At 68.7% G+C, this 15,547-nt stretch carries 14 protein-coding genes and 1 tRNA gene; 4 read left to right on the forward strand and 11 right to left on the reverse strand.

What is annotated here, in order from left to right; genetic code table 11:
• Position 1: 1 nt before the first annotated feature.
• From HY726_01175 to HY726_01215, 9 genes are all read right to left on the reverse strand, one after another.
• Positions 2-73: transfer RNA gene (locus tag HY726_01175), tRNA-Gly, on the reverse strand.
• Between the two features lie 44 nt (positions 74-117).
• Positions 118-1,659, reverse strand: a complete 1,542-nt coding sequence (locus HY726_01180; GenBank protein ID MBI4607604.1) for an ABC transporter substrate-binding protein — start codon at positions 1,657-1,659, stop codon at positions 118-120.
• A gap of 47 nt (positions 1,660-1,706) precedes the next feature.
• The gene (locus HY726_01185; GenBank protein ID MBI4607605.1) at positions 1,707-3,458 is read right to left on the reverse strand and encodes a hypothetical protein; all 1,752 of its coding nucleotides are present in this window, start codon (positions 3,456-3,458) and stop codon (positions 1,707-1,709) included.
• A gap of 83 nt (positions 3,459-3,541) precedes the next feature.
• Positions 3,542-4,423 carry a hypothetical protein gene (locus HY726_01190; GenBank protein ID MBI4607606.1) on the reverse strand — a complete coding sequence of 294 codons (882 nt, stop codon included), beginning with the start codon at positions 4,421-4,423 and terminating at the stop codon, positions 3,542-3,544.
• A gap of 20 nt (positions 4,424-4,443) precedes the next feature.
• A complete protein-coding gene (locus tag HY726_01195) occupies positions 4,444-5,151 on the reverse strand; it encodes a VIT1/CCC1 transporter family protein (protein ID MBI4607607.1) in 708 nt (235 codons plus the stop codon).
• 3 nt (positions 5,152-5,154) lie between these two features.
• The gene (locus tag HY726_01200; GenBank protein ID MBI4607608.1) at positions 5,155-5,667 is read right to left on the reverse strand and encodes a peroxiredoxin; all 513 of its coding nucleotides are present in this window, start codon (positions 5,665-5,667) and stop codon (positions 5,155-5,157) included.
• Positions 5,664-6,980, reverse strand: coding sequence for a DUF1015 domain-containing protein (locus HY726_01205; GenBank protein MBI4607609.1), 1,317 nt, complete (start codon positions 6,978-6,980; stop codon positions 5,664-5,666). Before HY726_01205 ends, HY726_01200 begins: the two co-directional genes overlap by 4 nt.
• A complete protein-coding gene (locus HY726_01210; protein MBI4607610.1) occupies positions 6,977-7,861 on the reverse strand; it encodes a recombinase RecA in 885 nt (294 codons plus the stop codon). The genes HY726_01205 and HY726_01210 overlap by 4 nt, the downstream gene beginning before the upstream one ends.
• An 80-nt stretch (positions 7,862-7,941) precedes the next feature.
• The gene (locus HY726_01215; protein MBI4607611.1) at positions 7,942-9,612 is read right to left on the reverse strand and encodes an ATP-dependent DNA ligase; all 1,671 of its coding nucleotides are present in this window, start codon (positions 9,610-9,612) and stop codon (positions 7,942-7,944) included.
• A gap of 258 nt (positions 9,613-9,870) precedes the next feature.
• Here HY726_01215 and HY726_01220 point away from each other — a divergent pair, with 258 nt between their 5' ends.
• The 4 genes from HY726_01220 to HY726_01235 all read left to right on the forward strand — a co-directional run bounded on the left by HY726_01220 (position 9,871) and on the right by HY726_01235 (position 13,947).
• Positions 9,871-10,134 carry a ribbon-helix-helix protein, CopG family gene (locus HY726_01220; protein ID MBI4607612.1) on the forward strand — a complete coding sequence of 88 codons (264 nt, stop codon included), beginning with the start codon at positions 9,871-9,873 and terminating at the stop codon, positions 10,132-10,134.
• Positions 10,112-10,549 (forward strand): type II toxin-antitoxin system VapC family toxin, encoded by a 438-nt coding sequence (locus HY726_01225; GenBank protein ID MBI4607613.1) that lies wholly within the window; start codon positions 10,112-10,114, stop codon positions 10,547-10,549. The genes HY726_01220 and HY726_01225 overlap by 23 nt, the downstream gene beginning before the upstream one ends.
• Before the next feature lie 239 nt (positions 10,550-10,788).
• Positions 10,789-11,970, forward strand: a complete 1,182-nt coding sequence (locus tag HY726_01230; GenBank protein MBI4607614.1) for an aminotransferase class V-fold PLP-dependent enzyme — start codon at positions 10,789-10,791, stop codon at positions 11,968-11,970.
• A gap of 48 nt (positions 11,971-12,018) precedes the next feature.
• Complete coding sequence (locus HY726_01235) at positions 12,019-13,947, forward strand: GAF domain-containing protein (GenBank protein MBI4607615.1); 1,929 nt, start codon at positions 12,019-12,021, stop codon at positions 13,945-13,947.
• Between the two features lie 16 nt (positions 13,948-13,963).
• Here HY726_01235 and HY726_01240 read toward each other — a convergent pair whose 3' ends face one another.
• Complete coding sequence (locus HY726_01240) at positions 13,964-14,314, reverse strand: nucleotidyltransferase domain-containing protein (GenBank protein MBI4607616.1); 351 nt, start codon at positions 14,312-14,314, stop codon at positions 13,964-13,966.
• A gap of 497 nt (positions 14,315-14,811) precedes the next feature.
• Positions 14,812-15,429 carry a repressor LexA gene (gene lexA / locus HY726_01245; GenBank protein MBI4607617.1) on the reverse strand — a complete coding sequence of 206 codons (618 nt, stop codon included), beginning with the start codon at positions 15,427-15,429 and terminating at the stop codon, positions 14,812-14,814.
• Between the last annotated feature and the right edge of the window lie 118 nt (positions 15,430-15,547).

Here is a 15,547-nt window from a genome sequence, read left to right on the forward strand (position 1 = left end):
GAGCGGGCGAGCGGATTCGAACCGCCGACGTCCAGCTTGGGAAGCTGGCATTCTGCCCCAGAAATACGCCCGCTCGGCTCTTATTGTAGTGACGCGGATCCCCCTGTCAAGCCGCAGCTACTTGACCACCATGTCGTAGCCCTTGAGGCGCTCATCGCCGCGGGCCTTCCAGACCATGCGCTTGGTGACCCCGTAGAGGTCGAGCTGCTGGTAGAGCGGCATCGTCGCCGCGTCCTCGATCCAGAGCTTGCTGATCCGCTGGTAGAGCTCCAGGCGCTTCTTCGCGTCCATGATGGTCTGGGCCTCGTCCACCATCCGGTCGAAATCGGGGTTGTAGTAGTTCGAGAGGATCTTTCCGGAGCGGAAGAGCGGGACGTAGACAGTCTCGGCGTCGTAGGTCGTGGTCCCCCAGCCGATGAGCCAGACCGGCCCGGCGTTGTGGATGTATACCATGTTGTTCAGGTAGTTCCCCCACTCGTGGGTCCTGAGCTGGGCGCGGATGCCGGCCTTGGTCAGCTGACCCGCCACGGCCTCGGCCACCTCCTTGTCGCGGACGTACCGCCCCTGAGGCCCGTTTAGGACGATGTCCACGCCGCCCGCGTAACCGGCCTCGGTCAGGAGCTGCTTCGTCCTGGCCAGGTCCTGCTTGATCGGCTTCAGGTTCGGGTCGAAGCCGAAGTGCTTGGAGGTCAGCATGGTGGCGACCCTGACCCCTTTGCCGTCGAGCACGTTCTTGATGATCTCGTCCACGTCGACCGCGTGATTCATGGCAAGCCGGATGCGCCGGTCGGCGATCGGCCCGGGATAGGGCCCGACCAGCTTGTGCTGCTTGTCGAACTGGTGCGTGTAGTACATGAGCTGGATGGTGCGGACGCTCGGCGCCGTTGAGAGGAAGAGCTTGGGGTGGTTGGCGATGATGTTGGCCAGGTGCGGGGGGATGTTCACCGCGACGTCGATCTCACCGTTCTGGAGCGCCGCCACCCGCACCGCGTCGTCCGGGATCGGGCGGAAGACCAGCGTCTTGATCTTCGCCGCGCCGCGCCAGTACTGCTCGTTGGCCGCCAGCTCGATGTGGTCGTCCTTGACCCAGCGGACGAACTTGAACGGTCCCGCGCCGACCGGATTGCGGGCCACGTGGGCCATGTCCTTCTCGCCGTAGTATTTCGGCGGGAGGATCGAGGTCCCCGACGTCGTCATCATCGTATCGAGGATGGGCCAGGGGGCTTTGGTGTGGATCCGGACCGTGTGGGGGTCCATGATCTCGACGCTTTTCAGCGGGGCAAAGGGCGTGGCCCCTCGGAGCTTCAGCTTGGGATCGACCAGCCGCTCCAGACTGAACTTCACCGCCTCGGCATCGAGCGGTTCACCGTTGTGGAACTTGATCCCCTTGCGGAGCTTGAACTCCCAGGTCGTGGGGGCGACGATGCGGTACGACTCCGCCAGGAGCGGCACGATGTTCAGCTCCTGGTCGCGCTCCAGGAGGGTGTCGAAGAGGTTCACCGCCAGGTTCGAGGCCGGGGTCTCCTGGTGGTTCATCGGGTCCAGGGTCGTCGGGTCCACGCCCTGGGCCACGACCACCTTGCCCTGCGGCGCCGCCCAGACGGAGACCGGAACCAGGCACGCGAGAAGAATCGGGCCCACAAGCTGTCTCAAGCGCATGGAATCCTCCTCGGGAGAGGAATAGTCCGCCGACCGGTGCCCCTACCTTAGAAGTCCGCCTGCTCTGCTGTCAAGGGTCCCCGCGCCTGCCGGGCGAGATAGGCAAGAGCCTCCTCGCGGCTCTTGACCTGGCCCAGGTCCTGAGCCTCGCGCGCGAGGGCCAGGAGGCGGCCCACCGCCGGCCCGGGCGGGAGCCCGAAAGCGGCCATGACATCCTCACCCCTGAGGAGCGGCGGACGCGCCGCCTGCCGCTGGTCCTCCTGCCAGCCCCGCATGAAGTCCGCGACGAGCTGGCCCGCGCGCCCCCGCCAGACGGCGAGCGGCGACACGCCCCTCACCGCGGCGGCGTCGGCCAGCGTCAGCAGAAGGAGATCGCGCGCGTCCGGACCCAGGTCCCTGAAGAACCGGTACCGGGCTCGGCGCGTGATCTCGGGAACCTGGGAGAGGTGCATCAGCCTCAGGTGCTGGCGCACCAGCTTCTCGAGCAGCGCGCTCGCCGCGCTCGAGAGTCTCAACCGGTGCGCGATGGCTCGGGCCATCTCGGCTCCGAGGCTCTCGTGACCGATGAAGCGGATTCGCCCCTCGGCTCGAACTTCCACTCGGGCCTCGCCGCGGTCGTATTTACTCGGGCCTTGCCTCGTCGCTGGCGCAGGCGATGAAGCTGCCTGCGCCGAAGCGTCTCGGCTCGAACTGCCACGCCTGCGGCTCGTCCGGAGCCCCTCGGCTAGAACTTCCACCTGGCGGCAGGCGGGCTTTGCGACGTCGTGGAGGAGCGCTGCGAGCTTGAGCGCCGCCTGTCGCGTCACGCCGTCGCCCAGCGGCTCCGCCAGATGCGACGCCAGCTCCGCCCGGTACGGCTCCAGCTCCGCGAGCCCGGCGAGGAGCCGGTCCACGGCCTCCACGGCCCGGACCGAGTGCTCCCAGACGGAGAAGCGGTGGGGAGCGGGCTGCGCCGTGGCTTTCATCGCGGCGCTCTCGGGAAGGACCGCTGCCATGAGCCCGAGGCGGTCCAGCGCGCGTAGCGCGGCACCGGCCCGCGGCAGCCCGAGGATCCCAGCCAGCTCGTCTCTGACGCGTTCGGGCGCGGCCGTCGAGAGCCGGGCCGCCGCGCCCCTGGCGGCGCGGGCGAGCGCGGGGTGCAGCTCAAAGTGGAGCAGGGCTGCCAGTCGAACAGCCCTCAGCGCCCGTACCGGATCGTCGGCGAAGGCGCCGGGATCTGGTAATCGGAGTCGGCGGCTGGCCAGATCGTCGAGGCCGCCGGTCGGATCGAAAACCGCTGCCTCGCCCGCCTCGGCAAGGCGGCGCGCCGACACGGCGACGGCATCGATCGTGAGGTCGCGCGCCCGGAGGTCGCCCTCCAGCGAAGGGCGGCGAAAATCGGCCAGATCGATGTGGGTGCGCGCTTCGGCGGACACCAGCACGACTCGGCCCGCCCCGCGAGCCGCGTCCAGGCAGACGTACCGGCCTCCGATTCGCTCAGCCAGCGCCTGGGCGGTCGCCAGGGCTCGAGCCGGAACGGCAAAGTCCAGATCGTCGATGGGCGAGCGGGCCAGGAGCAGGTCACGGATCGCGCCTCCCACGAGGAAGGCCTCCTCCCCGGGGTCGAGCAGCTCGACCAGCGTCCGAATAACCTGCTGGTGGAGCGGCGGAAAAGCCGCGAACGAGACGGAGGCCGAGCGCGGTGCCCGCCGGCGGAGCGAGGGCTTCGGCGAGGGCCGGGGGAGCGCGGCAGGGACTGGCCGCCCCCGCTTCAGCCGCTCGAGCTTGGGGAGATTCCTGAACCCCTTGTTACCGGCCACGACGCGCTTCCCCTCCGATCTACCCTACGCCGGACGCGGCTCGCGGTCGAGACCCAGGAAGATCCGGGCGTTCGTGTTGAAGATCACCGCGTCCCGCCTTCTCTGGCTCCGGCGTGAACCAGCCAGCGCCCCGACCAGCCGTCCACGCGGCAGTCGGGGAGGAGCGCCCCCGCGCGCGCCAGCCGACGAACGGCGCCGGCGATCTCTCCATGGGACAGCCCGAAGAGGCGCCGCAGCAGCTCCTGGCGGGTGTACACGGCCGCGGCCACGTAGCGCTCCACGAGGCGCTCCACCGCGGCGACACGCGGCAGCTGCCGCCCCTCCGCCGCCTCCCGCGGGAGCCACGCCTCCAGGAGATCCCAGCGGTAGGAGAAGGAGGGGTCGTAGCGCTCCTCCGTCTTGACGAGCCAGAGCCCCTGCTGGAGCTCCGCCATGGCCCGCTCGAACTCGCGGGTCTTCCCGGGCTCGAGCATGAAGCTGCTGGCCCGGAGCCCGCGCGTGTACTGCGGGTGCTCCCGCATCATCGCGTCCATGATTCGCCTGGCCGTGAGCGAGAGGCGACCGGCCTCGTATTCCTGCCGGTAGTCGCGGGCCCGCTGCCGGCCGCGGATCATGGCGTAGAAGGCCGGGAAGAGATCGAGCGCCACCAGGAGCGGTCGCCCTTTCAGCACCTTGCCGTAGTAGACCTCCTTTTGGGCCGGGAGCCGGTCCTTCAGGTCCCAGGTGAGCCCGATCCCCTCATCGTGGTGCGAGCGGCGGGGCCAGCGGGGATCGCGCCGCCCCACGACTGCCTCCCAGAGACACGGCACGCCTTCGGGGAAGCGGTAGAACGTCGAGCAGAACCCCACGGCGTTGACGAACGCCAGGGCGCCTCGCTCGCTCCGCACGCGGAGCGCGGGGACACGGCGGAAGCGCCGGTCCCGAAGTCTGAGGAGTTCATCCGCTGACAGGACGGAGCGCTGCAACTTGCAGGGTCCGGAGCGCGTTACGGGGCGAGTCCCGGTGGCAGGAGCGACCCCAGGAGGTAGCCGACGGCCGCCGAAGCGGCCGCGACGAGGAGGAACTCGAGTCCCGAGACCAGGAGCCGCGTGCCCGCCAGCACGGCCTTCGCCACGCCGATCCCGAACAGGGCGATGGCGGTGAGCCCGATCGCCGTCCAAAGGGCCCGGTACCCGACGACGACGAAGTAGGGCGCCAGCACGATGATCGCCCCGAGGCAGAAGGAGACGCCCATGAGGAGGGCCGCGGAAAGCGGGACCCGCTCCTGGGCGGCGCCCACGCCGAGCACCTTCTCGGCGAAGGTCTTGAGGAAGGTCTCGCGCTCGGCCGAGATCAGCTTGACCACCCGGTAAGCGTTGGCCCGCGGGAGGCCTTCGGCTTCGAGGGTGGTGACCAACGCCTCCTGCGCCAGGTAGGGTTCGTCGGCGTAGCGCGCGTAGTGGGCCCGGACCTGCCCTTCCACGACCTCCTGCTCGGCCTTGGTGGAGAGGTATGCGCCGGCCGCCATGGAGAAGGCGCCCGCGATCATCTGGACGATGCCGGCCAGCAGGACGAGGCGGTTGTCGGCGGTAGCGCTGTGAACCCCCGCGACGAATCCCATCGAGGAGATCAGCCCGTCCTGCATGCCGAAGACGACTTCACGGATCTGGCTGAGCCAGCGGATCTGCTGGCGCGCGCGCTCCCCCTCGGCCACCGCTCACCGCTCCCCCGGATCCCCGGGATGCCAGTCGGCGGGGCACTGGCGTCCGGTCCGGAGGGCTTGCAGGACCCGCAGAGTCTCGTCCACGCTCCGCCCAACGTTGTACGCGCTCTGGACGGCGTACGCCACGCGCCCGTCGGGAGCCACGATGTAGGTCCCCCGGGCGCAGCGGTTGGTCTCGGGATCGAGGACATGGTAGAGCCGCGAGACCTCCCGGCCCTCGTCCGAGAGGAGCGGGTAGGCGATTCCGCCCAGTTCCTTCACCCACTCCAGATGGAGGCTCGGCGGGTCCACGCTCACGCCGAGGATGTCGGCTCCCTCCTGCTGGAAGGCGGTGTGGCGGGCGTGGAAGCCCCTGACCTCGGTGGGGCAGACGAACGAAAAGTCGGCCGGGTAGAAGAAGAGCACCACCCACCGGTCCTTCAAGTCCTTCAGGCGGAACTCGCCGCGGCGCCCGGCATGGACGCCGGGCAGCGCGAAGTCAGGGGCCGGGAGGCCGACGCTGATCACGTGGAGGCGCCGGCCTCCTCCCCGAGCCGAACGAAGAGCAGGCCGTCAAGGAGCTTCGGGTAGAAGTGGGTGGACTTCTGCGGGAGCAGCTCCCCCGCCCCCACCACCGCCTGAAGCTCCTCCTGACGCGTCGGCGGGAGCAAGAACCCGGCCTGATAGCTTCCCTTCCTGACCAGCGCCACCGCCTCGGCGGCGTCCGCGGTGTACTCCACGCGCGTCTTTCGAATGAGGGTCTCCTCGGTGATGCCGACAAACGGCTTCAGCAGACCTTCGTGGAGCACCGACACCGCCAGCCGTCGCCAGGCGGGAGAGGTCCCCTGGGGCCACGGGATGGCGTCAACAGCGTCAGGGCGGAGGGTCAGCAGATACCCCGGGCCCTCGGCTCCCGCCACCACCGCAATCGCGTGGGATCCTGCCCGAGCCCGGGCGTCGAGCGCGGACGTGAGGGCCGCGGTTTCCGTTGGGCAATCCGGGAGCACGGGGCATTGCTCCACCTCAAACCAGCTTGCGGCCCGAGAGAGGAGCGTTGCAAGGCTGAAGCCCTCCACGTTGTGGACCAGCCGATGGCTGGCGTAGATCGTGAGCCCGGGAGCCTCGAGAGGGAAAATCGCGATCAGCTTCTGGTCGGCGCCGGGATGCCGGCGACGGTACTCGAGCGCCGTCTCGTAGCGGTGATGGCCGTCGGCGATGATCAGACGACGGTCAGCCATGAGGGCCTGGACCCGCGCGATCGCGGCGCGGTCGGTGACCCGCCAGAGTCGGTGCAACTCTCCCTTGAGGTCATACGCCTCGGCGAGCGGCGCTGTCTCCGGCGCCGCGGTGGCGCGCTCGAGCTCGCCGGCCGGGTCGCTCGTCAGCATGAAGATCAACCCGGTGTCGGCCCCGGTGGCCTCCAGGTGGCGAAGCCGGTCGGCCTTGGGGCCGGCGTGGGTGAGCTCGTGGGGCAGGACGACGCGTTCCGAGTACTCGACCAATTCGCCCAGGGCGATGAAGCCCCTGCGAGTCACGCTTTCGCCCCCGACCCGATACGTCGTGAGGTACGGGTAGAGCGCGGGCTCGGGGTCGCGGATAAAGACCTGCTCGGCGATCCACCGGTCCAGATACCCCCGCGCCCGCCGGTACTTGTTCCGCTCGCCGTCGTCCTCCGGCTCGTCGCGCCCGAAGGTGATCCGCACCACGTTCCAGGGATGCCTGGCATAGAGGGTGGCCTGGATGTCGGGATCGATCTGGTCGTAGGGCGGGGCCACGACGGCAGAAAGATCCGACACCTTCGCGGGGTCATACCGGTAGCCCCTGAACGGGTGGATTCTCACTGAAACTCGATCCCCCGCTCGGTGATCCGGTACTCGACGATCTCGTCCGACATGGCGCTGGCGCGGTGCTTGACCACGCAGCAGAAGCGCCCGAGGCGGTTCCCGACCCGCTCGCTCCCCATCACGAGGATCGTGTTCGCCACCGCACCCAGGTCGCCCGCCTCGACCCTGCGCGCGATCAGGTCGTCCAGGCGGGTCTCCTCGGTGGTCACCACGAGGAGGGTGGTGAGCGCCCCGTGGTCGTAGCGATGGGTATCGATGAAGCTCCGGTGCTTCCACACCGGCATGCAGATCTCCATGCCCAGGGTCTCCGAGTCGCGGTGGACCACCTTGCGGTACAGGTCGTCGAAGAGGAAGAACTGGATGGACTCGGCGGGAACGTCCATCGGCTCCACGCCGTCCACCATCACCCGCCGCGTCCCCGCGCAGAAGTGGAAGTAGAAGAAGGGGCGCACCGTGTAGAGGGCACGGCTATAGGTGGCCTTCCAGCTCCAGTCGAACTCGAGGCCGTCGCTGGTCGCGACCTGGTAGTCGTGGAGCTTCCCGACCCACGGGAACGCGTCCAGGTAGCAGTCGGCGAGCGCGTCGTCCGGCGGGTACGGGTCGGTCATCGGCATCACGGTGTGCGTCCATCGCCCGAGCTTCCAGCCGAAGAGCCGCTCCGCGTACGTGTGGTGCTGCTGGGAATCTCCGCGGGCGTTCATGTCGAAGACCAGCCCGGGGGCGCGGTCGGCGGCGACGCCGTGGCGGGCGAAGGTGAGGCCCAGGTGCGTCTTCCCGATCCCGGTCGCGCCGTAGACGACGGCGAGCGTGCCGGGCAGCAACCCGCCGCCGAGCATCGCGTCCAGACGCTCGATTCCCGTCGAGACCCGCGAAGTCACGGGCGCGATTGTACGGAACCCGTGCCGGGCGGTCAAGTGAGCGGATCGAAGGATCAACTCGGGCCTCGCCTCGTGGCGATTTACTCGGGTCTCGCCTCGTCGCTGTCCTCGCCTCCGGCTCGTCCGAAGCGCCTTGGCTCGAACTGCCACGCCTGCGGCTCGTCCGAAGCCCCTCGGCTCGAACTGCTTTTCGCCGCGAACTGGCGCTCGTAGAGGCCGCGCAGCTCGGCCAGCGTCGTGGCCTGCTCGGGACCCTTGTCCTCGCGGATCCGCGCGATGCGCGCGAAGCGGAGGGCGAACCCCGACGGGTACTGCGGGCTCCGCTGGATCTCGTTGTACGCGACCTCGACGACGACCTCGGGGCGCACCGTCACCGTGTAGCCGTCGTCGGCCACTTCGAGGCCCCGCAGCCGCGCCGTCATGGCCGCGAACTCCGCATCCGTGAGCCCCTTGAAGGTCTTCCCGACAGGCGCGAAGCCGCCAGTCCCGTCGGCGACCGCGAGGTGGTAGTTCGACAGCCAGCCGCGCCGGCGCCCCGAGCCCCGATCGGCGGCCACGATGACACAGTCGAGAGTCTCGGCCGGCTTGATCTTGAACCAGCGCTTGCCCCGGCTCCCCGGCGCGTACGGGCTCGCCAGGGCCTTCGCCATCACCCCCTCGTGGCCGGCTGCCAGCGCCTGCGCGAGGAAGGCGCCGGCGGCGGACGCGTCGGCCGGGGTCGTCCGGCGCGCCAGATAGGCGCCACCGGTGACCCGCTCGAGCTGAGTCCAGCGCGCCTCGTAGGGCTCGTCCACGAGCGACCGGCCATCGGCCAGCAGGCAGTCGAAGAAGTAGAGGGCCACCGGAACCTCGCGCGCCGCGGCCTCGAGGTCGTGGATGCGGCGGAACCGGCGCATCAGCTCCTGAAAGGGCAGCGGACGGCCGTCCCGTCCCACCGCGACCACCTCGCCGTCGAGGACGAGGGAGTCCGAGCGCAGCTCCCGGCGCGCGATCGCGACGACCTCCGGAAGGCTCGCGGTGACCTCCGTGAGTCGGCGGCTCCAGATCCGGACCCGCTCGCCCAGCTTGTGGAGCTGGATGCGGGCGCCGTCGTACTTGAACTCGAGGGCGGTCCGCCCCCCGTGGGCTTCGAAGACCTCGGCGAAATCCTGGGAGAGCTCGGCCAGCATCGGCAGGAGCGGCACGAAGAGGCGAACGCCCACGCCCTCGAGCCCCTGCGGCCCCTCGCTCAACGCGATCCGGCCCACCTCGGAGAGGTCGGAGAGGAAGAGCGCCGCGCGGCGGACCAGCTCGGGGTCGGCCCCCGCCGCCCGGGCCAGCGCCTCCTGGATCAGGCCATCGTGGAGCCCGATCCTCATCTCGCCCAGCAGAATCTTCGGGAGGACCTCGCGCTCCTCGGCGCTCGCGCGGTTGAACAGCTCGCCCAGGCGCCCGGCCTTCCTGCGCCGCGAGCCGGGGCCCGAGGCGTCGGCCACGTCGGCGAAGCCGCGTGCGACATCGAGGAGCGTGAGGCTGGACGCCGCGGGGGCGGGCCCGAGGGAGGCGAGCAGCTCGGAGAGCGTGGCCCAGCTCGCCTCGAGGACTCGCGGGTCCGACGTGGGAAACGGGCGACCCGCGAGAAAGGCCACCGCCGGGGCGATCTCGTCCGGGGTCAGGCGGCGAAGGAACTCGGCCGCCAGCGCGGTCTTGGCCAGCCGGCTCCGCGTGGCTTCGAGCTCGCGACAGAGCGCGCAGAACTCTCCCAGCGTCACGGCCCTATTCTATCGCGCGATCGATCGAACAGCGTGTCAACGTCTGGCGATGGCTTACTTCTTCCGGGAACGTGACGCGACTATTTGCGCCGCGCGAATAACGCTGACCTTGCTCGCAGCAAGCCTCGATCAGATCCATGGAAAGCGAGACCCCCGGCCGCCACCAACACGCTCGCGGCCGCGTTTGCGACGGGGCAATAAAAAGTATTGCCAGATGTAAACAGCCCAGCGTAGACTGAGTCTCGAGGAGGATGGAAATTGGCCAAAGTCATGGTGTCGCTTCCCGACGAGTTCCTGAAGAAGGTAGACCGAACCGCAAGGGTCCAGGGCCGGTCACGGAGTGAGCTGATCCGTGAGGCCTTGAGGACCATGCTCGACGGCAAGAACGCCCGCCGGCAATCCTGGAGGAAGGCGCTAGCTCCCCTGCGGGAACTCGAGCAGCACTGGGTCGGCCAGTGGGACTCAACCGACATCATTCGCTACTACCGCGACAGTCGGTATGGCCCCGAAAATCGTCGTTGACACTTCTGTCTTCATCAAGTGGTTCAAAACCCGCGACGAAGGCCTCCTCAAAGAGGCACGCAGCCTTCTGAAGGAGGCAGAGACCCGTTCTCTCGAGGTCCATGTCCCGGCGCTGCTCTTGTACGAGGTCGGCAATGTCTTTCTTCTTAAGACCCGGTTGGGCCGCGCCGCGCTGGATGATGTCATCGAGCACCTGCAAACTCTGCCCTTTAAGGTGGCCCCGCCCGCCACGCCTCTTCTGAAGCGCGCTGCTCGTCTGGGACGTGAGCTCGCCCTCACTTTCTACGATGCCTCCTTCCTCGCGCTGGCGGTTGAACTAGACTGCCCATACGTCACCGCTGACCGGCATCTCTTCGAACGCGCCCGCTCCCTTCCCCGGGTTCGTCACCTCTCGCGAGTCGGCAGCCTAACGTAACGGATCGGACAATCACAGACGCACCTCAACGTTTTCAGACGCTCCAAAAGTTTCGCCCGTACGCCCCCGCGGGGGACGGTGGCCATGGGGCGACGCGCGCCGGCGGGGCGCCGCTGGCACGGGGACGCACGGGTTTTGCAGTACAATACGAAGCCTGCGCATGGCAGTTCGAGCCGAGGGGCGTCGGCCATGCCGTAGGCGGGCCCGCCACGAGGCGAGGCCCGATCAGGAGAACGGATGTGGACTGGGCCCGGCTCTGGGCGCTCGATCGGGACGTGGCGTTCCTCAACCACGGCTCGTACGGCGCGTGTCCGCTCGCGGTGCTCGACGCCCAGCAGCGCCTGCGCGAGCGGCTCGAGCGCCAGCCCGTGGGCTTCCTCGGCCGCGAGCTGGAGCGCCTGCTCGACGCCGCGCGGGCCGAGCTGGCCGCCTTGGTGGGCGCGGACGCCCGGGACCTCGCCTTCGTCCCGAACGCGACCGCCGGCACCAACGCGGTGCTGCGCTCGCTCCGCTTCGAGCCCGGCGACGAGCTGCTGACGACGGACCACGCCTACAACGCGTGCCGGAACGCGATCGAGTTCGCCGCCGGTCGGGCCGGCGCGCGCGTCGTCGTCGCGCCGGTCCCGTTCCCGATCGACGGGCCGGACCGGGTCGTCGAGGCGGTGCTCCAGCACGTCACGCCGCGGACGCGGCTGGCGGTGCTGGACCACGTAACCAGCCCGACCGGGCTCATCTTTCCGATCGCGCGCCTGGTGGCCGAGCTGGCCGGGCGCGGCGTGGACACGCTCGTGGACGGGGCCCACGCGCCGGGAATGCTGCCCCTCGACGTCCGCGCCATCGGCGCGGCGTACTACACGGGTACCTGCCACAAGTGGCTCTGCGCGCCCAAGGGCGCAGCCTTCCTCTACGTGCGGCGCGACGCGCAACCGGCGATCCGCCCGCTCGCGATCAGCCACGGCGCCAACTCGCCGCGCACCGATCGCCCGCGCTTCCACCTCGAGTTCGACTGGACCGGCACCGACGACCCGACGCCATACCTCTGCGTGCCGGAGGCCGTCCGGTTCATGGGCTCGCTCCTGCCCGGCGGCTGGCCCGCCCTCATGGCGCGAAACCGGACCGTCGCTCTCGACGCCAGGGCGACCCTCTGCGAGACCCTCGGGGCGCCCCTCCCGTGCCCCGACGCGATGATCGGCTCGCTCGCCGCGCTCCCGCTCCCCGACGGCTCGTCGGTGCCGCCTGTGCCGCGCGCCGGCCGCGACCCGCTCCAGGCTGCGCTGCTCGAACGCTTCAGCATCGAGGTGCCGATCATGGCCTGGCCCCGCCCGCCCAGGCGACTGATCCGAATCTCGGCGCAGCTCTACAACAGCGCCGCCGACTACCAACGCCTGGCTCGAGCCCTCGCCGAGCTTCTGGGGAGCTGAAGTACTCCTTTCTTGACACGGCGTCCCTGAACGCCCTACGGTGGGTTCATGGCGGACCGGCTTCTCTATTTCCGGGGCTCAGCCGCGGCCCGGCTCGCGGATCGGCTGCCGGAGATGTATGAGCGGGTTCCGCTGAGTGCGACGCCCCCCGACCGGGCGGACATCGGCCCTTCCGCCGTGCTCCTGGTGGATGCCAACGCGAATCACGTCGCGCGCGCCCTCGCGCTCCGCGCAGCGAACCCCACCCTGGAGCTCATCGTCGTCGGCGACCCCGACAACCTGCCGGCGATCCCCTCGGACCAGATTTACGCCTATGTCACCAGGAGGGCGTCCACGCTCAGCCTGGCCAAGACCGTGGCCAACGCCTTCGCCCACATCCGGCTGCGGCAGGAGCAGGAGCAGACCCGGACCGATCTCGCCCGGCTCACCACGGAGCTCCAGGAGCTGAATGACATCGGCATCAGGCTCTCGGCCGAGCGCGACACCGACGCCCTCCTGGAGCTGATCCTGACCAAGGCCCGCGAGATCACCCGGAGCGATGCCGGGTCGCTCTACCTGGTCGAGGAGGACGAGGCCGGAAACCGGCGTCTGCGCTTCAAGCTCGCTCAGAACGACAGCATCCAGGTCCCGTTCAGAGAGTTCACGATGCCGATCAGCTCCCAGAGCGTGGCGGGGCACGTGGCGCTCACGGGCCAGATCCTGAATCTGGAGGACGCCTACTTCCCGCCGCCGGGCTCACCCTTCCAGATCAACCGCGCCTTCGACCAGCAGGCCGGCTACCGCACCAAGTCCATGCTCGTCGTGCCAATGAAGACCCAGAAGGACGAGATCATCGGCGTGCTGCAGCTCATCAACTGCAAGGCCGAGCGCGCCGTGCGGTTTGCGTCGCCGGCGGCGATCGAGCATGCCGCGCTCCCCTTCTCGCCGGGCTCCCAGGACCTGGCCTCCTCGCTCGCGTCCCAGGCGGCCGTGGCCCTCGAGAACAGCCGGCTCTACCAGAACATCCAGGCGCTCTTCGAAGGCTTCGTCAAAGCCTCCGTCGTCGCCATCGAGTCGCGCGATCCCACCACGTCGGGGCACTCCTTCCGCGTGGCGGACCTGACCGTGGGGTTCGGCGAAGTGCTGGACCGGGTCGAGACCGGGCCCTACGCGAGCGTGCGGTTCACGCCCGACGAGATGAAGGAGATCCGCTACGCCTCGCTCCTCCACGACTTCGGCAAGGTGGGAGTCAGGGAGGAGGTCCTCGTCAAGGCCAAGAAGCTCCTGCCGGGCCATCTCGAGGTGATCAAGCAGCGCGTCGAGATCATCAGGCGGGGGATCGAGCTCAGGTACGGCCAGAAGAAGATCGAGTACCTCCTGGACAAGGGACGGGAGCAGTTCCTCGACCAGTTCCGCGCCTACGACGCCGAGCTGGCCGGGTTCCTGGAAGAGCTGGACGGCTACCTCCGGACCGTCCTGACCGCGAACGAGCCGAGCGTGATGCCGGAAGACTTCGCCTCGGCGGTCCAGCAGCTCGCGCTCAAGGGCTTCGAGGACCACGTGGGACGCGCGCTGAGCGTGGTCACCCCCCAGGAGGTCCGGATCCTGTCCATCCCCAAGGGCAGCCTGACCGAGGAGGAGCGCAGGCAGATCGAGTCCCACGTCGTCCACACCTTCCAGTTCCTGGCCCAGATCCCCTGGACCAAGGAGTTCAAGCGCGTCCCCGAGATCGCCCGCTCCCACCACGAAAAGCTGAACGGCTCCGGGTATCCCTACGGCATCAAGGCCGACGCGATCCCGCTGCCGTCCAAGATGATGACGATCTCGGACATCTACGATGCGCTGACCGCTGCCGACCGGCCCTACAAGAAGGCCGTCCCCGTTGAGCGGGCGCTCGACATCCTCAACTACGAGCGGAAGGCGGGGCTCATCGACCCGGTTCTCCTCGACCTCTTCATCGAGGCGAAGATCTTCGAGCGAACCCGATCCCGCGGCTAGTCTCCACCGACATCCCTTACAGCAAGAACTTGCCGCCTCTGTAGACCACCTTGCCCTCGGCGAGGATGTGGCCGCGGAAGTTCGTGGGCCGTGCTTCCTTAAGATCCCGGGGTGTGTAGGGACGAACCTCGACCGACGGGTCGACCGCGAGCGATACCTCAACCAGCAGGTCCACCAGCTTCGCATGCCTCATCCGGACAAAGTCTGGGGAGATGACGGCCAGGTCCACATCGCTCCACTGGTGAGCTTCCCCCCGGGCGTAGGAGCCGAACAGGATCGCCTGATCTACGCGAACTTTCAGGCAAAGGTGCTCGATCGTCCGTCTGACTAGCTCTTCTGCGCGAGGGGCCGCTTTAGTCTTTTCCACAGGGCCTCCGTATGCTCCAGGTGAGCCGCCGCCATTGACCGGCTGACTTTCTTCGCCAGGCTCTGTATCTCAGGAGGGTAGCGACTCTGAAGGTAATATTGCGTCCGTTTTCGGCATGGAGAATGCGGGTAGGCTATCGTTGCCGCACGAGCCTGTCAACCGTCCGGGCTCAAGTGTGGGCTCAAGCGTCCGGGCTCAAGCGATTCAGCTCAGAAGGGCCGACAGTGTTTTCATCCCGCGAGCAGCACGAGGAGCGTGCCCCAGGTGGCGATGCCGAGCAGCATCGCGCCGAGGGCGAAGAGGTCGTGCGCCAGCGCGGGACTCCTCATGTGATGAGTGGTCCGAGCCAAGAAAAAAGCGCGCGAAGGCCGCTGCGCAACGCGCGCGCCCGCAACGCGACAGCTCCCGAGCCTTTGGAAGACGCCGGTCCCAAATTTCCTGCAACGCCGAACATCGGAGTGCTTTATCGCGATCGACCTCATGATGGCTATCCTTTCCTAAAATCCTCGGAGCAGGCCGATCACCTTCCCCAGGATCTTCACATCCCGCTGGCCCGGCTTGATGAGGATCGGCGCCATGGTGGGGTGCTCGGGCTTGAGCACGATCGCGTCCCCTTCCCGGCCGAACCGCTTGACCGTCGCCTCGTTGTCCAGGAGGGCCACCACGATCTCCCCGGGCTCGGCGGTCTCCTGGCGTCGCACCAGGACCAAGTCGCCGTCGAGAATGTGGGCGTTCACCATGCTCTCTCCGCGAACGCGGAGGGCAAAGAGCTCCCTGCCCTTCCCCGCGAGCCAGTCGGCCAGGAGGGGGAGCGTCCCCTCGCGATTCTCCTCGGCCAGGAGCGGCACGCCCGCCGCGATCCGACCCAGAATGGGGACCTCGCGCACCGCGGACGCGCGGTCGGGAAGGGTGAGCGCCCGTGAAGTCCGCCGGGCCGCGACTCGCCGCTGGAGCGCTCCCTTTCGCTCCAAGGCCCGGAGGTGATCGAAGGCGGCCCGCGGCGTGATGCGGAAGCGCTCGCCGATCTCTCGCACCGTCGGCGGCACACTGTGCCGCTGCGTGAAGGTCCGGATGAAGGCCAGGATCTCACGCTGCCGCGCCGTCAGCTCCCTCATCGCCCCTCCCTCGCCGGTCAACCCAAAGCCTCAAGACTACAAGCGTGTCGGAGTAATGCCCTTCGAGCGCGGGCTTCGCCCGCGCAACCGATTCATGGGGGAGGCCTCGGAGGGGGCC

Source organism: Candidatus Rokuibacteriota bacterium, from assembly GCA_016209385.1.
In the GTDB taxonomy this organism is placed as follows: Bacteria; Methylomirabilota; Methylomirabilia; order Rokubacteriales; family CSP1-6; genus JACQWB01.